Here is a 19,514-nt window from a genome sequence, read left to right on the forward strand (position 1 = left end):
GTCAGGCGCGACTCTCATCGTGGCGCGGGGCATGCCCCAGATAGACGCCGGATAGATTTAAGCAAGCCAACCACTTCACCCATTAATCAGTATTGCAAAAATGGGGGTGACCATAGATTTTTATGCGTGCATCGCGAGCATTTGCGCTGTTTATCGAGTGGTTGCGCAGGCATTGAAAGTCAAAAGATCGCAGCCTGCGGCAGCTCCTACGGGTTTTGCGTACACGCGCAAAATGACGGTTGTAGCGGACCCATGTAGGAGCTGCCGCAGGCTGCGATCTTTTGATCTTGCTTTTGCGATCTGGAGATTGTTGATCAAGATCAAAAAGATCGTCCGAACGCGGCCCGAGCCTGCGGCAGCCCCTACAGATATTTCGTTATATGTGTTCCCCGGAATTCCGTGAAGAACCATTTTTTATGGGGCCAGTATTTTTCGCTCTTGACGCGTGACCGCCCTGGGTTTCCTGAAGAAAATACCGTAGACAATCGACAGCACCAGCAGGAACGGCACACCGAACACCAGGGTCATCTTGAAGGCCTCAGTGAAATAGGTCGTGATCATCACCGCCCCCATCAGCACCAGCCCCAGCAATGTGCTGTAGGGAAACAGACGCATGCGGAACGACAGTTTGCGGTTGCCATTGCGTTCGTGAAAACGACGGAAACAGTAGTGCGTGAGGAAGATCATGAACCAGGTAAAGATCGCGCCGAACATCGAGATCGCCATCATCAGGGTGAACGAACTTTCCGGGTACAGGATGTTGAGCAAGGTCGCCAGGGCGATCCCCGAACTCGAAAGCAACAGCGCGTTCAACGGAATCCCGGTCTTGCTCAACGCACCCATGGATTTTGGCGCGTAGCCGGCACGGGACAGGCTGAACATCATGCGCGTGGTGATGTACAACTGGCTGTTCATCGCCGACAACGCGGCAATCAGGATCACGAAATTCATCACGCCGGTGGCGCCGGGAATGCCGATGGCTTGCATCACCGTGACGAACGGACTCTGGGCATTGCCTGCCTGGACCCAGGGCACGATCGCCAGCATCAACGCCAGGGTCAGCAGGTAGAACACCACCAGGCGCACGATAGTCCCGCGAAAGGCTTTCTTCACCGCCTGCTCCGGGTCTTTTGCCTCACCGGCGGCCACCGCGATCATCTCCACGCTCAGGTAGCTGAAGATCGACACGATCACCGCGATCCACATCCCTTGCAGGCCATTGGGGAAGAAGCCGCCGTGAGCGGTGTAATTGTGCACGCCGTACTCCGGATTGCCGGAACCGAACACCACATACACTGCCAGGATGATGAAGCCGACAATCGCGCCGATCTTGATGGTCGAGAACCAGTACTCGAAGGTGCCGAAAGTCTTCACGCTGATGGCATTGAGCACGATCAGCACGCTGGAGAACGAGACGATCCATACCCACTCCGGCACGTTGGCGAACCAGTACTTCATATACATCGCCACCGCCGTCACTTCCGTGCCGACCGCGAGCACGATCGCCGCCCAGTAGGCATAGCGCACCAGGAACCCGGCCAGCGGGCTGACATAAAATTCGGCGTAGGCACCGAACGAACCCGAGGTCGAATGGGCCACAGTCATTTCCGCCAGGCAACCCATCAGCAGCAAGGTGATGATTGCGCCGATGGCATAGCTGAGCAATACACTCGGCCCGGCATACCCGATGGCATAGGCGCTGCCCATGAACAGCCCGGTGCCGATTGCACCGCCAATGGCGATCATGCTCATCTGCCCCGACGTCAGCTGACGCCGCAGGCCGTGTTCACGGTTGGATATCGTTTCGAAACCGCAGTTATCGGTCATTTTTATGTCCTCTGGATTTTGTCTTTCTTGAAGAGCACGTCGTAGGTTTAACGGTGGGGATCAGCCACGCACAGCAGGACACGGATCAGAAAATACTCAGCGGATATTCGATGATCACCCGGACTTCGTTGTTGTCCGTGGTGTCGGCACGGGCGACCTGCGCAGTGGAACGCACACTGGCCTGACGCACGCGTATTGAAAGATCCCTGGCCTTGCCCGACTGCACGACATAGCGCGCCTCGATGTCACGCTCCCAGCGCTTGCCGTCATCGCCGTAACGTCCATAGGCGCCATTGGGTCCGCCGTCGTAATGGCTGTCATCGATGTGGTCGCCACTGACGTAACGCGACATGAAGCTCAGGCCCGGCACGCCGAAAGGTGCCATGTCCAGGTCATAACGCAGTTGCCAGGAGCGTTCGTTGGGGGCGTTGAAATCGAGAACCTGAATCGAGTTGGCGAGGAAGATCGACGTGCCTGGCTGCTGGTCGAAGCCCAGGTAATCGAACGGCTCGTCGCCATCGACCCGCTGGTACGCCAGGGTCAACCGATGGGCACCGAATTTGTACGCGGTGGACAGCGACCAGGTGGTGTTGTCGATCTTGCCGGCCAGGCTCTGGCCGTTGTCGTTGGTGCGATAGAGATTGAAGTCCAGGTTCAGCGACTGGCCTTCGCCAAGGGCAAAGGTGTAGTTGGTATTGGCGTAGTACTGGCGCCAGATGTCGGTGAACTGCGAACCGTACAGGCTGACACTCAGTTGATCGCTCAGGGCATAACTGCCGCCCAGATAATCGACGCTGCGGGTTTCCACGCCGGCGTACAGCGCTTTGAGCGCGCCATTGGCATTGGTCGAATTGCTGTCGTTGCCGGCGGTGAAGTGACCGATGTCCAGTTGCAATGCCTTGAGTTCATTGCTGGTCAGTTGAAAGCCGGTGGCACTGTTGGTGAACAGACGCGCATTGCCAGTGCCGAACACCGGGTTGAGCGGTGTCAGGTTGCCGTACTTGAGTTCGGTCTGCGAAATTCGCGCCTTCAGCGCACCGCCCGCTTCGGAATACTCATCCTCGGGACGACCATCGGCATCGACCGGCAGCAGACCCGTGCCCGTGCGACCTTTGCCACTATCGAGCTTGATGCCCAACTGCGCATAGGCATCGACCCCGAATCCCAGCGTTCCCTGGGTGTAGCCGGAGCGGTAATCGAGCATGACCCCGTGGGCCCACTCGTCCCGATAGTTCTGACCGCCCGGGTTGTTGAGGTTGTTGCGGTAGAAATAAAAGTTACGGTTGGTCAGGGTCAGGCTGCTGTCTTCGACAAATCCGTTGTCAGAGGCGGCACAGGCCATTTGGCCAAGGCAACTGGAGATGGCGAGCGGCAAGGCAGGCCAGAGGGACAGTTTCATTCTGCGTGCTCCTTATTATTGTGATTGCAGAACTGGTTATTGCCGGCAGCCGAAGCCCTGCCGCTGGGAAACTCCCGCAGCAGGACAAGGACGCCGCAGGGTTCAGGTCACGCTGTGGCGAACCTGGAATTGCGCTTGCGACCAGGTGTTCCGGTCGAGGATCTCGCCGAGGATCTGCACCGCATCCCAGACTTCGGTGAAGGTCGTGTACAGCGGGGTGAAACCGAAACGCATGATGCGTGGCTCGCGGTAATCACCAATCACGCCTCGCTCGATCAGGGCCTGGATCACCGCATAACCTTCCGGGTGTTCGAAGCTGACGTGGCTGCCACGTCTGGCGTGCTCACGGGGTGTGATCAACTTCAGTTCGTGAGCCGCGCAACGCTGCTCGACCAATTCGATGAACAGGTCGGTCAGGGCCAGGGATTTGCGGCGCAAGCTGGCCATGTCGGTCTGGGCGAACACGTCCAGGCCGCACTCGACCATCGCCAAAGAGGTAATCGGCTGGGTACCGCACAGGTAGCGCGCGATGCCGCTGCTCGGCTGGTAATGCGACTCCATGGCGAATTGCCGCGAATGGCCGAACCAGCCGGACAACGGCTGCGGCACCAGATCGCACAACTGTGGCGAAACCCAGACAAAGGCCTGCGAACCCGGCCCGCCATTGAGGTACTTGTAGGTGCAGCCGATGGCGTAGTCGGCACCCGCCTGATGCAGGTCGACCGGCACCGCGCCGGCGGAATGGGCCAGGTCCCAGATCGCCAGCGCGCCACATTCGTGGCTCAGCGCGGTCAGGGCCTGCATGTCGTGCATGTAGCCGGTCTTGTAATTGACATGGGTGAGCATGACCACCGCCGTGTCCTGGTCAATCGCTTGCGGCAACGCTTCAGGACTGTCCACCAGGCGCAGGGTGTAACCCTGTTGCAGCATCTGCGCGAGGCCTTCGGCGATGTACAGGTCGGTGGGGAAATTGCTCGATTCGCTGACGATCACCCGTCGCTGCGGCGACCTGGTGGCCTGTACGCGCAAAGCGGCGCTCAGCACTTTGAACAGGTTGATCGAGGTGGTATCGGTCACCACGACTTCACCCTCCCCCGCACCGATCAAGCCCGCCAAACGGTTGCCCAGACGCTCGGACAGCTCGCGCCAGCCTGCGCTGTTCCAGCTGCGGATCAAGCCATTGCCCCACTCCTCGGCAACCACCGCTTGCGCCCGGGCCAAAGCAGCGACCGGCCGCGCACCCAAGGAATTGCCATCGAGATAAATAACGCCCTCGGGGAGCGCAAACTGCCGGCGCAGGGGCGCCAGCGCGTCCTGGGCATCAAGCGCCAGGCAACTGTTTCTTGTCGTCATCGGGTGTCCTGTTTTTTGTTATGCGACGCCATCCGGGCAGGTTGCACCAGCCGGTTCCTGCGCCCTGATTCAAGGCGCTTCACTTGCCTTTCGGTGGAGAGATAATGAACGAACCTTTGAAGAATTTTCGTGCAAAGTAACTGGTCATGTAGTAGTTATTTCGCAGAATATTCGAATCAACCCCCAATAAACGCGGATTTATTCAAACCATGAATCTTGACTCGACAGACCTGCGAATCCTGCATCAATTGCAACAGGATGGCCGTATCAGCAATCAGGAATTGGCAGAGAAAGTCGCCTTGTCACCGTCGGCTTGCCTGCGTCGTTTGCGCCTGCTGGAAAGCGAAGGAATCATCACCGGCTATCGCGCGGTGCTGAATGCCGAGCGGCTGGGCATTGAACTGGAAGCCATCGTTCATGTGTCGCTGCGACAGGACGTCGAGGACTGGCACGAGACCTTCATCAAGAAGGTTCAGCAGTGGCCGGAGGTGGTCACCGCGTATGTCGTTACCGGGGCAAGCAACTATGTGTTGCGGGTCCAGGCCCGCAACCTCAAACACTTCTCGGATTTCATCGTCAACCACCTCAACCGGACCGCCGGCGTCACCGATATACGTTCGGAAATCGTCCTGCAAAAAATCAAGGAGCGCCAGCAATTGCTGGATCTGGTGGTACGCAAGTAAGGACGCCGACCTTCAATGCCCGTGCAGGCGCCGGGCTTCGTTGCGCTGCAACGTCATGCTCGGGGTTTCGTCGAACAACTTGCGGTACTCGGTGGAAAAACGCCCCAGGTGCATGAACCCCCAGCCCATCGCGATCGCGGAAATATTGCGTGCCGAACCGTGCTCAAGCATCTCCTGGCGCACGGCGTTCAAGCGGTACTTTTTCAGGTAGACCATCGGCGACATGGCGAAGTACTTCTTGAACGCATCGAACAACTTGAAGCGCGAAACGCCGGCAGCGGCCTCGATGTCCTCCAGGTGCAACGCTTCGCGGGCGTTGTCGTGGATGTACTGTCGAGCCCTGATCAGGTAATGCGGCAACTTCACGCCCAGCACATCCCGCAGCGCCTGCGAATAGTTGTTGGGCTGGGCCAGGATCAGGCCCTTGATCAGCGAGCTTTCAATGTCCCGGGTGAAGGCCACTTGTTCGAAGAGTTCGCTGCTGCGCGCAAGCTCGTCGATGAAATAACGCGCCATGCGCCACCACGACGCCGATGCGCCATCGATCGCATCCATCACCGGCTCGAATCGCAGCGGCGCGTCCAGAGGCCGTTGCAACATCCCCTCCAGCGCTTCGCTCATCGCGATACGCGTAATCACCACCTGAACCTTGCGACAGTCACCGGAGATCGCCAGCAGCTGGTTTTCATTGGGCGACACGATGACCCCTTGATCGCAGTCGGACCTGAGCACGCTGCCGTCCTTGCTCAGCTCCTGTTGGCCCACCAGCGGCAAGCTCAGGCTGTAGCTGCTGAAGTGCTCGGCGTCTTCGATATCGATGGTGACGTCGGTGCCGTATTCGATAGTGCCCAGGGTGGTGGCCATCGATTTGAACATGTTGGCGTTGTGATGAAAGCGAATCCGTTCGGGGGTCGCGCTCACCAGTCGATGGGGCCCGCAGATACCGGACATCCAGCTTCTGGCGGCCTCGAGGTCATCGCTGTCGACACGAATGTCGCGAAACTGCGGATCCACTTTGCTGCTCATCACGGTGCACTCACAGGCAATATTTTCGGCGCGCTCTGACGGCGCGTACCAGTCTGGAAAGGAGCAACTTCCACGCCATGAATCGTCGGCGCCCACTTAACGGATAGTGATCGGCAACCAAGCGGATAAGGCATGGCTGACAAAGCCACAAAAGCACTCGACCAGCACTTGATGTAGCGCAAAACATTATCCGATTGGCGCAATCAGGTGCAGCTGTTTATCACCTGGTGCGGGATTTGTGTCATCGCTGCCCACCCCACTGTTACCTGCCCCCAATTTTACGGACTGCCTTCGCCAACTTATCGGGTAGACCGCCACCCGCCCCGCTCCTCTAATGAGCGCACCAATTAGCCCAATAAAAAAGGCTCTTCACGCAATCCCGGGAAACTGTAGGAGCCAGCTTGCTGGCGATGGACTCAAGTACGCCGCGTTTATCCGGTTCACACGCGTTATCGTTATCGACCATCGCTGCGATGCGACGTACTCAGCGGCCGCAGAATCGCCCTGACCGGACTGGCGTCCAGATGAGCAAAGCGCAGCGGCAAGGCGATCAATTCATAATCGCCTTCCGGGACATCGTCCAGCACGATGCCTTCAAGAATCGCCATGTGATGGCGGGCCACGGCACCGTGTGAATCCATGGTCCTGGATTGCTGGGGGTCCAGTGACGGCGTATCGATGCCAATCAACCGCACACCCAGGCTCGCCAGCAAGTCGATGGTTTCCCTGGCAACGGCCGTGAACCCTGAATCCCAGGCTGTCAGCGGCGCTTGTCGATAGGTGCGCAGCAGCACGCGCTCGGGCACGTCGCGCAAACGTCCTTGCAGTTGCCCGGGCAGCACCAGTTCGCCGCTGTCCAGACAATGCAACACGCGGCAAGGCCCGATATAGACGTCCAACGCCACATCGCCAATTGGCGCGCCATCAGCGCTGTAATGCAGCGGTGCATCGACGTGGGCGCCGGTATGCGGCGACAGGGTGATGCGTGCGACATTCACCGGACACTCGGGACCGTAGGTCCAGACGCGCTCCTCCTGGAACGGCGTGTCCCCCGGCCAGGTCGGCGTTTCGGTACTCAAGGGTGGACTGATGTCCCACAACGTTGTGATTTTTGTCATCGCAATGCTCACCGGATTTTCCGAGTGAAATGATACGAGCGACAGCGGTGAAGATTCGTGCAAAAACCTTGGGTAACCGTGCGGGTTTTCGCACAAAGCGCCGCGGAGGATCGCGATTGCGGCAGGAAATTTCAACGCGTGTCGTTTTCACAAAGTTCGGTTCAGGGCTCTCTCAAACGCCATACCCGCCCTTCTTGTGGCGAACGACGATAGGGATCAGCTCTCAGCGCAGGGGCTGGAGTCCTGACTGGACTCAGCGGCCAGTTTCAATCGGTCCGCTTTACTGATGTATTTTGACTTGCTTTTCGGTGCCAATTTGGCACTGGCCTTTTTGGCGTTAGCCTTTAACAACTGATTTATTTTTTTACGACGATTCATATTTTCCTGCTCCTTTTGCAAGTGCCTGAATGATATCAGCTTAAAGTGCCTGGCCAGTTCCCTGTTCAGATCCAGACTGCGTGAAAACGCATGCGCGGCTTTAAAGCCTGCGTTGCTACATGAAATCTGCCAGCGTTTGCTCAGGCAGCCGGGCAATCGCGATCTGGGCAGCTTCAACAAGACTGAACTAGTTTTACCTGCAGGCTTCGAGTGCCTGGAGTTCTTCCTGCACCGGCATCGCAGTGAGCGGTGCGTAAGCCCATTTGTACGCGTAATGCTGTTCAGTTGAGGAAACTGTAGGAGCGAGCTTGCTCCGGGCGGCGTTCCGACGATGGTCGTTAACGATAACGCGTATTTACTGGTTATACGCGGCGCTCTTGAGTCCATCGCGAGCAAGCTCGCTCCTACAGAGGACCACAATAGCGATCCACTGCCTGTCGGCAAGGAGTTGTGATGCGCGCCACAGCCTTTTCAATCGGTGGACCTGCCCCTTGGTTCCATTGCCGCACTCAACAAAGAGAGCGCTTTTGTTTCGACACTATTGCCGGTCGGTATGTCGTGCTTTGTTTTTTTGGTTCCGCGGCTGATCCTGCATCAATTAAAGTTCTGGAAGGTGCTCGGGCCCATCGCCAGCGGTTCAATGACGATCACATCAGCTTCTTTGGTGTTTCCGTAGATCCCGAGGACGAAAAGCTCAAGCGGGTAGAAAGTGCGATACCTGGCATGCGCTTCATCTGGGACTTCGATCGGTCAGTCAGCCAGCTCTACGGTACATTGCAGCCAGACGGCAGCCTCAGACAAATGACCTATGTGCTCGATCCTGCGCTGCGTGTCCTGGCCATCGTCCCGATAGAGGCACCGGTCGATAACCATATACCCTCGTTAATGCGCTTTCTGGATAGATTACCCGCACTGGCTGCGCCACATGCTGCCACCCCACACGCCCCCGTCCTGGTGCTTCCCCGTATATTTGAGCCCAGGCTGTGTAAAGCACTCATCCGTTATTACGACGAACGTGGCGGGGAGGAATCCGGATTTATGACGGAGCAGTCGGGTAAAACCGTCCAGGTCACCGACCATGGTCACAAGCAACGTCGTGACTGCGTTATCGAAGACAAGGTTCTATCCAAGGCATGCTCGCTGCGTATAGCCAACCGTTTGCTTCCAGAGCTACACAAAGCGTTCCAGTTCAATGCCACTCGAATGGAGCGCTATCTGGTGGCCTGCTACAACAGCGACGAAGGCGGGCACTTCCGGCCCCATAGGGACAACACCACCAAGGGTACAGCGCATCGCCGTTTTGCAGTTTCCCTGTTTCTTAATTCGGGAGAGTACGAAGGCGGTTTTCTGCATTTTCCAGAGTTTGGAAAAGTGCTTTACAGCGCTCCAACAGGAGGGGCCGTGGTGTTTTCGTGTTCACTTTTGCACGAAGCCACGCCTGTAACCCAAGGTCGCCGCTATATGTTTCTCCCGTTTCTATACGATGATGCTGCTCGCGTCATTCGAGAAGAGAATCTTCCATTTATTGGACGCTGACTCGTGTGCAACACAACTCAGCTGTCATTAGCGCTTGGTCGACCGGTAGGCAAGGCTTCCTTCAACTACTGCTTCGTCTTGCCCTGCTCGGGAAACAACGACTCGAATCGCGGCGTCGCCCGGGCAACGAAACCCTGCCCCTGGCGCATGATGAAATAGGCAGCGAGGTCATGCCGCTCGGCGAAGGCATAACCTTCCTCCGGGCCGAGCACCATCAACAGCGTAGACAAGCCATCGGCATGCAGCCCTAAAGGGTCGACCACCGTCACTGCCGCCAGCGCGTGCTTCACCGGCCTGCCGACACGTGGATCGAAGGTGTGCGAATAGAGCTGGCCACCTTCCTCGAAATAGTTGCGATAATCGCCAGAGGTGGAAACGCTGTAGCCGTCCAGTGCAATGGTGCGCTCCACTTGCCGCTCGCTTGCGCCGCTCGGCACCTCCAGGGCGATGCGCCAGGGCGAGCCATCCGGCTTGCGGCCGACCGCCTTGAGTTCGCCGGTGATCTCGACCAGATAGGCCTGGATGCCCAGGGCCGAAAGCCTATCGCCGACCTGATCCACCGCATAGCCGGCGACAATGCTGTCAAAATCCAGTTGCGCCGCCACATCCTTGCACAGCTTTTCGCCATCCAGGTGCAAGTGCTGATGCCCTACCCGTGCCCGCTCCCGTGCCAGCGCGCCAGCATCCGGCAAGCGCTCCCCCCGTGACTGCGGACCGAATCCCCAGAGGTTCATCAATGGCTGCACCGTCAGGTCGAAAGCCCCGCCACTCTCGCGGAACAGAAACTCACCGTACGCCAGCAAGCGCTGCATATCTTCCGGCAACGCCTGACAGGCGCCGGCCGGTAGATCGTTGAAGCGGGAAACCACGGAGTCGCTACGCCAGTTGGAAAACTGCTGGTCGAGCGCCGCCAGTATCGTCTCGACTTCGGCCTTTACTCGCTGCGAGTCGGGCGTCTGCGCGGCGGGTACGTACTGGATCGAATAAGTGCTCCCCATGGTGGGTCCGGAAATGCGCTCGATCCGTTCGCCACAGCCATACAGCAACGTCAACAGCATCACCAGCAGGCTTACGCGCATCAATCAACACCTCTGTGATCCCGCGTGGGATGACTACCGCTCATCAGCAGGTCTGATCAAAAAATGAACAAAACCTCTACTCGGCACTCTGAGTTGCGGGGTGATCAATTGTCCCCCTCCCTTTTCGCTCAACGTCCTGGAAGCAAAAAAACCATCATATGCATTAGCGCATAGGGGTGTTTTTTGCCCAAAAATTGGAGGACAGAAAATGTCTAACCATTCGTTGCAGAGCGTCGAGCGCATGCAGAGCCGCGTCCGCGCCCAGCGCCAGCCGCAACAGAAACCCTTCTGGCGCAACCTGCTGGCCATCGCCTCACCCTCACAGCTTAGTTGGCACGGAGGGATCGAGCTCAGGGGCTACAAAGAATTATCCAACGCCATGCCGGTTGCCTCGGTCCCGATTGCAAACATACAGCTGGCGATTCCGCTCGAGCGCGGTCGCCGGTCCGTCCAGCCTTGCGTGCAGCCGGGACAGCATGTGCGCAAGGGCGAGGTGATCGGTATTGGCGATGACAACACCCCTTGGGTGCATGCCAGCACCTCCGGCATCGTGGAACGGATTGATCTCGCCTTCGCGGCCGACTCGGCCGAGCCGGTCATGGCCGTCATTCTGAATGCAGATGGTCTGGATGAGTGGATCGAACGCCCGGTGCCGGGGCTGCCGCAAACGCCCGAGGCGCTGGTCGAACGAGCATTGCAGATGGGCATAGTCGGTCTTGGCGGGGCGGGTTTCCCGACGGCCCTCAAGCTGGCCGGCGCCCGGCAGCCCGATCTTCTGCTGATCAACGGTGCCGAATGCGAGCCCTTCCTTACCTGCGATGACCGTCTCATGCGCGAACGCGCCGAGGCGCTGATCGAGTACGCCGACTATGTCGCCACCCTGATGGGAATAACACTGACCCGCTTCGGTATCGAAACCAACAAACCTGAGGCGATTACCGCGTTACGCGCCGCCGCTCGTCAGGCGCGCACCCGGGTCGAGATATGGCCGCTACCGGCGCGTTACCCGGCAGGAGGGCAGCCGTTGATGATCAAGGCCCTTAGTGGCCGCAACCTGGCGCCAGGGACCCTGCCCGCCGATATCGGCGTACTGGCGCTGAATGTCGCGACGCTCTACGCACTGGGCCGGGCCGTCTTCCACGGCGAGCCACTGGTAAGACGCGTGCTGACGCTGACCGGGGACTGCAAGCGCCCCGGGAATGTCCTGGTGCCGGTGGGTTACCCGGTCAGCGCACTGCGCGCACTTGCTGGCGCAGCCCCCGAAGGCCAGTTGACCCAGGTCGGCGGGCCGATGATGGGACAGCCGTTACCGGACCCCACTGCCGTCATCAGCAAGACCAGTAGTTGCCTGATATTCGGCGCCGAGCGCTACTTGCCGGCACCTCAGCCCGCAAGCAGTTGCATTCGCTGTACGCGCTGCGTGGATGTCTGCCCGATGTCGCTCAGGCCGCTGGATCTCTACGCTGCGGCCGAACGCCTTGACAAGGCCAGCCTGCAGGAACTGCGATTGGATGCCTGTATCGAATGCGGCAGCTGCAGCAGCACCTGCCCGAGCAATCTGCCGCTGCGCGAACGTTTCCGCCAGAGCAAGACGGAGCTACGTGCATGAGCCTGATATTCCGTTCTACCGCGCACCGACAACTGCGCACAATAATGCTGCTGGTCAGCCTGTGTCTCCTGCCGGGCACCGCCCTGTACGCCTGGCAATTTGGCATCGTGGTCTGGTTGCAGACTTTCTGGTGCGTGCTGCTCGCCCTGGGCTTCGAAGCCGGCCTGCTGCGCCTGCGCGGACGTAATGTCCGCGAGGGTTTGAGCGACCTGAGTTGGCTGGTGCTAGGCCTGATACTGGCTCGGGCATTGCCGCTGCTGGTGCCGCTGTGGATGATCGCCGTGGCCAGCTTTGCCGCGCTCGCACTGTGTAAACACGGCAGTGGGGGCCTGGGTCGCAACCGCCTCAACCCCGCCATGGTTGGCCTGGGGATCATCGCTATCTGCTTCTACCAGCAACTGTACCCTGCGCCTTCGAACTATGCCCCCTGGACTCTCGCCCTGGACGCCAAGGCGGTTCTGCTACAACAGTTGCAGCTGGCGCCACGCCTTAACCTCGATGCGTTCGCCGGCGCCACTCAGTTGGCCAAGAACCAGTTCACACTGATCACACCCAATCTGTCGGGGTACGGCTACATTGCCGGCGGTTTGATGCTGGCAGTCCTGCGGGTGATCCGAATCGAGATTTCGCTGGCGATGCTCGCGAGCACAGTATTGCTGTGCCTGGCAGCCGGTCATAACCTACAGGAAAGCCTGTACAACCTCAGTCTCGGTGGCTATCTCTTCACGGCCTTCTTCATCGCCACCGATCCGGTCACCAGTCCCGATACACGCGCCGGTCGCATCCTCTTCGGCGTGGCCATTGGAGCGGTGACTGAATTGATTCGCGAATTCGGGCTTTATGCCGATGGTCTGTGCTTCGCCGTGCTGGCCGCCAATCTGCTGGTACCGCAGATCGACCAGTTGGTGCTGCGCCTACAGCGCCCCTGGTACACACGGACACCTGGCACTGAGAGCCTGTGCAGCGGGTAGCCCGCGCCTCTTCGGCGGGTACCCGACACACCTTGCGTGGTTGGATTCGCGCCCACTGATGCGGTAGCAGTTGACCGGCTACCGCATTACGTCGTGCGTCCACCAGCGGCCACTGGAAAACAGGGGTTTATCGCAACGGATCATTCCCACGAGAAATAAAAAACGCGCAGCCTGTTGTCGATTTCACAGCGTCCGGTTCGACTATCTTTCAGGCAATGGTCTCAAGGGATCGCAGACTTCCCTGCCTGAACTCTTTCACCCGGATGAATCAGGAGAAGAACATGCGCACACTTACCGTTGCCGCGTTCGTGAGTCTGGACGGCGTCATGCAAGCGCCCGGCGGGCCCGAGGAGGACACCAGTGGCGGATTCCACTTCGGTGGCTGGATCGTCCCCTACGCCGACAAAACCACCGGTCAGGCCGTACAGGACCTGTTCTCCCAGCCGTTCGAGTTGCTGCTGGGACGTCGTACCTACGACATCTTCGCCGCCTACTGGCCCCACATTCAGGCCAACTCCGCCCACCACACCATTGCTGATCTATTCAACGGCGTACCCAAGCACGTGGCCACCCATCGCGCCGATTCGCTGGCCTGGCAGAACAGTCATGCGCTGCAGGGCAACCTGGTCGACGCGATCAGCGCGCTCAAGCGCCAGGACGGTCCTCAACTACTGACCCAAGGCAGCGGCGAACTGGTGCGCCAACTGCTTGCCGCCGGCCTGGTGGACGAGTTGCGGCTGATGATTCATCCCATCCTGCTGGGGCGCGGCAAGCGTTTGTTCGACGACAACGCACAAGCGTCGGCCTTCACCTTGCTGAACTCGTTCAGCTCGCCCGGGGGTGTGCTGATCGCCCGTTACATCCGCAGTGGCGGGGTGCGCACAGGCACATTCGAACAATAGCCCAGGTGAAAAAAGCGTGGGCACGCTCCCTTGTAGGAGCTGCGGTGCGGCGATCCGACTTGTCGGGTCGCCGCATCGCAGCGATGGTCGATAACGATAACGCGTGTGAGCCGGATAAACGCGGCGTACTTGAGTCCATCGCCAGCAAGCTGGCTCCTACAGTTTCCCGGGATTGCGTGAAGAACCGAAATTAAGCCTGGGCTAAGGTTGCCTCTGTTAGTCTTCGACGTTTTTAAGTCGTCGAGCATTTCGAAGATGGGTAGTGTCGATACAAACACCAAGCCACCGTTCAGCATCGTTCTGGTTAATTACAAAACCCTTGATTTGACCAGGATCTGCCTGGACCTGTTGCGTGAGCCTGTACGCAAAGCCGCAATCCCGGTCTGGGTGGTGGATAACGGTTCGGCGGACGCCAGCGTCGAGTATTTGCGCTCACTCGACTGGATCAACCTGATCGAACGGGATGCCCCCACCAAAGAGCCGGGCCACATCGCCCATGGCAAGGCGCTGGACATGGCGCTGGCCAGGGTTGATACCGACTATCTGTTGCTGATGCATACCGACACGTTCGTCTTCGATGCAAACGTCTTTTCGATGATGATGGAGCACTGCACAAAAGATCGAAACGTCGCAGCGGTCGGTTGCACGGAACAACTCAACCGCGGACTGCCAAGGACCCTGTGGCGCTTCACTTCACGCCTGTTCAAGCACCATTTCCGACGGTTGAAGCTATCTTTGGGCCTGCGCTCAAAAGAGCCGAAACCCTACAGGGAAACTTACTTGAAAAGCTTTTGCACGTTATGGAATTGCAGGCTGATGAAGCAAAAGGGTCTGCATTTTCAGATCGACGACCGTGTGCCCGGTTATGAGCTGCAAGACCGGGTGATCGGGCTTGGCTACAAGGTCGTGTTTCTGTCGCCCGGCAAAATCTTCAAGTACCTGGACCACGTCCAGGCCGGCACCGTTGCCGCTGCTGGCGGTTATGGCCAGGATCATCGACGGACCAAGATGTACCAGGACATTCTCAAGCGCTTCAGTGCCAACACCTAGATGCCTTGAACAAACCTGCGCCCCCAAAAAAAGGTTCTTCCCGGTAATCCGTGAAGAACCTTTTTTATGCGTGCATCGCGAGCATTTGCGCTGTTTATCGAGTGGTTGCGCAGGCATTGAAAGTCAAAAGATCGCAGCCTTCGGCAGCTCCTACGGGTTTTGCGTACACGCGCAAAATGACGGTTGTAGCGGACCTCTGTAGGAGCTGCCGAAGGCTGCGATCTTTTGATCTTGATCTTCAGCAATTTCCAGATCGCAAAAGCAAAATCAAAAGATCGTCCAAACGCGGCCCGAACCTTCGGCAGCCCCTACAGATATTTCGTTATATGTGTTCCCCCGGAATGCCGTGAAGAACCCAAAAAAAGCCCACTGACCGTTGTCGGTTCAGTGGGCTTTTTCGCATCAGGCTAACGCTGATTCACTGCTTCATGATGAACGTCGCCAGGCTCTTCAGGTCGTCCGAACTCAACTGCGCGAACGGTGGCATGGGCACCTCCCCCCACTTGCCGCTACCGCCGTGCTGAATGCTGGACATTACCCGGGCCAGTGCCTGCGGGTCATTGGCATACTTGACTGCCACATCGTGATAGGCCGGGCCGACGACCTTGCGGTCGACCGCGTGACAGGACAGGCAGGCGTTGTCCTGGAGCAAGGCCGAGGCGACTTTCGCTACCGACACCGTGGGTGGCTGATCCGGCGGCGGGTTCGAGGCCGCCTGAACATCGGCATCGCTCGCCTTGGCACTGCCGTAGGTCACTGCCAGATAGGCGCCGATCACATTCACCTCCTGGTCGCTGATCGGCGCACCGTACACCTGCTGCATCTTGCGTGCTTCAGCAGTCCATTGCGCCAGGTTCATGCCGGGCGGCTGGAAGTTGATGTAATCGGCCGAATGGCAGATCGAACACTTCTGCTGCGCCAATGGGTAGCCCGGCAACGTACTGGGCTTGAGCGCCACCGTTTCGGGCGGCAAGGTGATCGACAGTGGCGCGGCACCAGCCAGGGTGGCCAGACCAACCTGAGCCGCGCACAGCACGGCGCTCATGAGTTTCACAAGTTTCATGCAGTCCTCCTCAGGCGACGGTCACGTGGGTGGTTTCGACGACGTGGCGGCGGTAGCCAGCGGGGTTCCAGTCGGCTTGCAGTGGCTGCGTCTCGCCCGCACTGTTGCTGGCTCGCACCATCAACTGCGTGGCGCCCTTGCTGGTAAAGCTGATCGGCAGTGTCCACTCACGGAAGGAGAAACGGCCAAGGTCCTGCCCAAGCGCAGCTTCGCGCCAGTTTTTTCCGCCGTCGATCGACACCTCCACCTTGTTGACCCCAACGCCACCGTCGAACGCAATGCCCTTGAGCGCCACGCTTTTGTTCAGCGGCAATACATCGCCGTGTTTAACGCTGGTGATGAAACTGCGCACCGGCAGCTTGGAAATCGGCCGGGTTTTCGCCGCCGTGGTGCCGGGGGCAATGCAGAAGCAATCGTTATCCGGAACCCGGTACGCCTTGGCCATGAAGAAACCGTCATAGGTATGGTCGATGACCTCGATCTCACTCAGGTGCTTGACCCAATACGTGCCGAAATAGCCCGGCACCACCAGACGAATCGGGTAACCGTTGAGAAATGGCAGGTCGGTGCCATTCATCGACCAGGCAATCATCGGCTCGCCGTCCATGGCATGGCTGATGTCCAGCGCCTTGATGAACTCCGGCGTGCTCGGCAACACCGGTTTATCGAGCCCACGGAAGGTCACTTGCGCGGCACTGGCTTTCACACCAGCCTTTTCCAATACCGCCTTGAGCGGCACCCCCACCCACCGCGCATTGCCCATCGAGCCATTACCCAACTGAGCGCCGAACACCCGCGGCATCGAGAAGCCACGGCTGTTACCCGAACACTGATTGACGGCCACCACTTCCACCGGTTTGGCGAGGGCCTTGAGCTCGGCGAGGGACAGTGACAGCGGCGTGTCGACCGTGCCCTTGATCGTCAGGCGGTAGCTGTCGGGATCGATGCTGGTCGGGAAATCGGCCAGGTGGTAACGCACGAAAAAGGCGTCATTGGGCGTGATTGGCCCTTCGTTGAAGACGGGGAATGGCGTCTCCAGATGCGGCGGACGGGCAGTCACCAGGGTCAACGGGCGTTTTTGCGGGTATTGCACCAGCGGTCGCGGGCCAGCGGCAAAGGTCACTTCTTCGGCGTTTTCGTCGGCTGCCCTGGCGAGGCTTGCCAACGGCGAGGCCGCCACAGCCAGAGTGAAAGCATCGCGTAAAACCCGCCGGCGGCTCGGCTGGCTGCTGTCTACAAAACTGAACTTCATTCTGCGCTCTCTCTGATTGTTTTATTGAGATGCAACTGACAGTCCTTCATCAGAATAGTGGGGCAGGACTTCATGTGCCAATGCGGTTTCGCTATACGGTTCGACTTCGGAAAACAAACCAGTATCGTCACGGGCAAGCGGGTTGCTTCACATTGAGCGTCAGTGACTTGGCAATTGATGACAGGGGCTGCCGAAGCGTGCGGCATAGAGAGCAATGCTGTTCAGTTAAGCGCGGTGCTTCAGGCACACCTGCTTTTGTGGCGAGGGAGCTTGCTCCCGCTGGGCTGCGTAGCGGCCCCAAAAATGTGATAACAATGCCGTTTTTGTGAGTGCTACGCACTCAAGCGGGAGCAAGCTCCCTCGCCACGGGTTTCTCTCAGACTGAAGACACGCATATAAGTGAACAGCATTACGGCATAGAGAGGCCTTGTTCGAAACGATGTCTTTGTTCTCACCCACAAAAAAACCCACTGACCGTCGCCGGTTCAGTAGGCTTTTTCACATCAGGCTAAAACCGCCCTCGCCTGCTACTGCGGATCTACCTGATCCAGCACGCGGTTCACCGATAGTTCCGCCAAGGCAATCATCTGTTGAACCCCCAGTGCCAAATTGCATTTTGGGCCAGAGAGGATAAACGCCAGTTCACTGGCCATGACACTGGCCGAGGCAAGGGTTTCACAGGCATGAACCAGGAGGGTTTCGTTGTTGACGTTGGGGGCGATGGTGAAGATGGGGTTGGGACGGCGGTCGGCCCCGGCCGGTTTGCGGGACACGAACTCGGGATCGAACTCTGACGAGTTTGGGGTTGCTGATGAATCAGCGTTTTCGTTGAGCATTTGGAACTCCAATGGATTGGGCTCCTATGGAAACCGGGCTACCACACCCGTTCGCTGAATTGGCAGCGACGGGCGAAGGTTAGCGAGGTGGGTTGTGAAGTGCAAGCCCCATGGGATATGGAAAAACTTGAGACTAATGACCGCTTTCAAACCAATAAAAAGTCATCAAAAGCCGTGCGGGACGCTGCATATGTACAGTGGTGGTCAGCGTTCATCTGGTCACTTCGATACCAAAAAAGATGCTGTAAACCGAGCTTGTGAGATCAGCAAAAACCAAGAAACTGAGTTACTGATACACAATAAAGACGGAAAAGCTGGAAGCAAAGATGGTCATGAAAATGATCCATCTCCACCTAAAGGCTAATTGTCATAACCGTCCGGGCAACACACCTTCCTGATGCCATCGCTCAAGGCTCGTTACGCAGTGGTAAGCGTGCGGCGGCGATCATGTGTTTGATCCAGTCGGTCCGGCTCAACGGGCATGATCCGTATGCTTACCTGAAGGATGTTTTAGCGCGCCAGCCGACGCAGCGGGCGAGTGAAATTGACCAGTTGCTGCCGCATAAGTGGCAGCCGGTTTAATCACGCAAGACGTGATGTCCGGCGCATACGATCAAGCCCGACGTGCCATCAATAGCATCGAGGCGGCCGCGGACAATAAACCAGCACAGCAGCGATTGAAAATCTTCTTACCCCGAGGCTGCGCAAACCAGCGGCGCATATGCAATCCAATGTATGCGTAGATCCCAATGGCAATCCATTCCAATGCCAGAAAAAATAGTCCAAGCAACGTAAACTGAGAACCAATATCTACCGCCGGGTCAATAAATTGCGGTAGGAACGCGGTAAAAATCAGAATAGCTTTGGGATTACCTGCGGCAACGAGGAACTCCTGCCGTGCCAGCGCCCATAAACCTACTCGAACGTTTTCTGACTCAGCCTCAGCTTCCGGAACAGCGCCCCATAGCTGATACGCCAAGTAGAATAGGTACGCAGCGCCAACTATTTTGATCCCATAGAAGATCAGTTCTGAGGTTTCCAGCACGACAGCCAAGCCCGCCGATGCGAGTGCAATCATGATCGCGAAGGCCAGCAAGCGACCGGCACCTGCCATACAAGATGTGCGGTATCCATATCTTGTTGCATTGCTGATAGATAGCAAATTGTTAGGTCCAGGCGCCATATTCAGTGCAAAGCACGCTGGCAGGAATAACGCTAACGTCGCATGATCCATATGCATCTCCATAATCATTCTGCGCCAATGCTACATTTGAAGCCCAGGATATGCCATTAGCCGCAGAGCCAATTCAGTGCCGGCCAGCACAGTAGTAGCCACATGCAAAGGTGTGTCCCCCGGACGCTTACCATCGACCTAACCATTCAGCCAACATCTCGTTCTGATCCCAACGCTGGGGCGCTGGTGTGTGCGTCA

General features: G+C 58.1%; 18 protein-coding genes and 1 pseudogene. 8 read left to right on the forward strand and 11 right to left on the reverse strand.

Features of this window, described 5'->3' with window-relative positions:
- Window positions 1-414 precede the first annotated feature (414 nt).
- The 3 genes from KW849_RS28385 to kynU all read right to left on the reverse strand — a co-directional run bounded on the left by KW849_RS28385 (window position 415) and on the right by kynU (window position 4,579).
- Window positions 415-1,827, reverse strand: a complete 1,413-nt coding sequence (locus tag KW849_RS28385; protein WP_218432806.1) for an amino acid permease — start codon at window positions 1,825-1,827, stop codon at window positions 415-417.
- Window positions 1,828-1,912: 85 nt separating this feature from the next.
- Window positions 1,913-3,226 carry an OprD family porin gene (locus KW849_RS28390; RefSeq protein WP_218432807.1) on the reverse strand — a complete coding sequence of 438 codons (1,314 nt, stop codon included), beginning with the start codon at window positions 3,224-3,226 and terminating at the stop codon, window positions 1,913-1,915.
- Between the two features lie 102 nt (window positions 3,227-3,328).
- On the reverse strand, window positions 3,329-4,579 hold the full coding sequence (gene kynU, locus KW849_RS28395; RefSeq protein WP_218432808.1) for a kynureninase: 1,251 nt from the start codon (window positions 4,577-4,579) through the stop codon (window positions 3,329-3,331).
- A gap of 209 nt (window positions 4,580-4,788) precedes the next feature.
- Between kynU and KW849_RS28400 the strand changes: the two genes are divergently transcribed.
- The gene (locus KW849_RS28400) at window positions 4,789-5,262 is read left to right on the forward strand and encodes an Lrp/AsnC family transcriptional regulator (RefSeq protein WP_218432809.1); all 474 of its coding nucleotides are present in this window, start codon (window positions 4,789-4,791) and stop codon (window positions 5,260-5,262) included.
- A 12-nt stretch (window positions 5,263-5,274) separates the two neighbouring features.
- Here the strand turns inward: KW849_RS28400 and KW849_RS28405 are convergent, their stop codons facing one another.
- The 3 genes from KW849_RS28405 to KW849_RS28415 all read right to left on the reverse strand — a co-directional run bounded on the left by KW849_RS28405 (window position 5,275) and on the right by KW849_RS28415 (window position 7,784).
- Window positions 5,275-6,288, reverse strand: a complete 1,014-nt coding sequence (locus KW849_RS28405; RefSeq protein WP_218432810.1) for a helix-turn-helix domain-containing protein — start codon at window positions 6,286-6,288, stop codon at window positions 5,275-5,277.
- Window positions 6,289-6,743: 455 nt separating this feature from the next.
- Entirely contained in the window at window positions 6,744-7,406 is a 663-nt protein-coding gene (gene kynB, locus KW849_RS28410; protein WP_218432811.1) for an arylformamidase, read from the reverse strand.
- Between the two features lie 216 nt (window positions 7,407-7,622).
- Window positions 7,623-7,784 (reverse strand): DUF2986 domain-containing protein, encoded by a 162-nt coding sequence (locus tag KW849_RS28415; RefSeq protein ID WP_218432813.1) that lies wholly within the window; start codon window positions 7,782-7,784, stop codon window positions 7,623-7,625.
- 453 nt (window positions 7,785-8,237) lie between these two features.
- On the opposite strand from KW849_RS28415, the gene KW849_RS28420 reads away from it, so the two are divergent.
- Window positions 8,238-9,320, forward strand: coding sequence for a 2OG-Fe(II) oxygenase (locus tag KW849_RS28420; RefSeq protein ID WP_218432816.1), 1,083 nt, complete (start codon window positions 8,238-8,240; stop codon window positions 9,318-9,320).
- A gap of 65 nt (window positions 9,321-9,385) precedes the next feature.
- Here the strand turns inward: KW849_RS28420 and KW849_RS28425 are convergent, their stop codons facing one another.
- Window positions 9,386-10,399 (reverse strand): FAD:protein FMN transferase, encoded by a 1,014-nt coding sequence (locus KW849_RS28425; protein ID WP_218432818.1) that lies wholly within the window; start codon window positions 10,397-10,399, stop codon window positions 9,386-9,388.
- 208 nt (window positions 10,400-10,607) lie between these two features.
- Between KW849_RS28425 and rsxC the strand changes: the two genes are divergently transcribed.
- From rsxC to KW849_RS28445, 4 genes are all read left to right on the forward strand, one after another.
- The gene (gene rsxC, locus KW849_RS28430; protein WP_218432820.1) at window positions 10,608-12,008 is read left to right on the forward strand and encodes an electron transport complex subunit RsxC; all 1,401 of its coding nucleotides are present in this window, start codon (window positions 10,608-10,610) and stop codon (window positions 12,006-12,008) included.
- Complete coding sequence (locus KW849_RS28435; protein ID WP_108218098.1) at window positions 12,005-12,979, forward strand: RnfABCDGE type electron transport complex subunit D; 975 nt, start codon at window positions 12,005-12,007, stop codon at window positions 12,977-12,979. Before rsxC ends, KW849_RS28435 begins: the two co-directional genes overlap by 4 nt.
- Before the next feature lie 281 nt (window positions 12,980-13,260).
- The gene (locus tag KW849_RS28440) at window positions 13,261-13,881 is read left to right on the forward strand and encodes a dihydrofolate reductase family protein (RefSeq protein WP_218432828.1); all 621 of its coding nucleotides are present in this window, start codon (window positions 13,261-13,263) and stop codon (window positions 13,879-13,881) included.
- A gap of 255 nt (window positions 13,882-14,136) precedes the next feature.
- Complete coding sequence (locus KW849_RS28445; RefSeq protein ID WP_218432830.1) at window positions 14,137-14,931, forward strand: glycosyltransferase family 2 protein; 795 nt, start codon at window positions 14,137-14,139, stop codon at window positions 14,929-14,931.
- Between the two features lie 418 nt (window positions 14,932-15,349).
- Here the strand turns inward: KW849_RS28445 and KW849_RS28450 are convergent, their stop codons facing one another.
- The 3 genes from KW849_RS28450 to KW849_RS28460 all read right to left on the reverse strand — a co-directional run bounded on the left by KW849_RS28450 (window position 15,350) and on the right by KW849_RS28460 (window position 18,082).
- Window positions 15,350-15,994 (reverse strand): c-type cytochrome, encoded by a 645-nt coding sequence (locus KW849_RS28450; protein WP_218432831.1) that lies wholly within the window; start codon window positions 15,992-15,994, stop codon window positions 15,350-15,352.
- Between the two features lie 10 nt (window positions 15,995-16,004).
- Window positions 16,005-17,246 carry a molybdopterin-dependent oxidoreductase gene (locus KW849_RS28455; protein ID WP_218432833.1) on the reverse strand — a complete coding sequence of 414 codons (1,242 nt, stop codon included), beginning with the start codon at window positions 17,244-17,246 and terminating at the stop codon, window positions 16,005-16,007.
- Window positions 17,247-17,773: 527 nt separating this feature from the next.
- Window positions 17,774-18,082, reverse strand: a complete 309-nt coding sequence (locus tag KW849_RS28460) for a DUF6124 family protein (RefSeq protein ID WP_218432835.1) — start codon at window positions 18,080-18,082, stop codon at window positions 17,774-17,776.
- A gap of 136 nt (window positions 18,083-18,218) precedes the next feature.
- On the opposite strand from KW849_RS28460, the gene KW849_RS28465 reads away from it, so the two are divergent.
- Both KW849_RS28465 and KW849_RS28470 read left to right on the forward strand, forming a co-directional pair.
- Window positions 18,219-18,446, forward strand: coding sequence for a DUF2188 domain-containing protein (locus KW849_RS28465; RefSeq protein WP_218432842.1), 228 nt, complete (start codon window positions 18,219-18,221; stop codon window positions 18,444-18,446).
- 47 nt (window positions 18,447-18,493) lie between these two features.
- A pseudogene (locus KW849_RS28470) lies at window positions 18,494-18,664 on the forward strand (transposase domain-containing protein); the annotation flags it as partial.
- A gap of 31 nt (window positions 18,665-18,695) precedes the next feature.
- Here KW849_RS28470 and KW849_RS28475 read toward each other — a convergent pair.
- Window positions 18,696-19,316 carry a LysE family translocator gene (locus KW849_RS28475; RefSeq protein WP_108218092.1) on the reverse strand — a complete coding sequence of 207 codons (621 nt, stop codon included), beginning with the start codon at window positions 19,314-19,316 and terminating at the stop codon, window positions 18,696-18,698.
- Window positions 19,317-19,514 lie beyond the last annotated feature (198 nt).

It is taken from the genome of Pseudomonas sp. PDM26 (genome assembly GCF_019219185.1).
Classification (GTDB): domain Bacteria; phylum Pseudomonadota; class Gammaproteobacteria; order Pseudomonadales; family Pseudomonadaceae; genus Aquipseudomonas.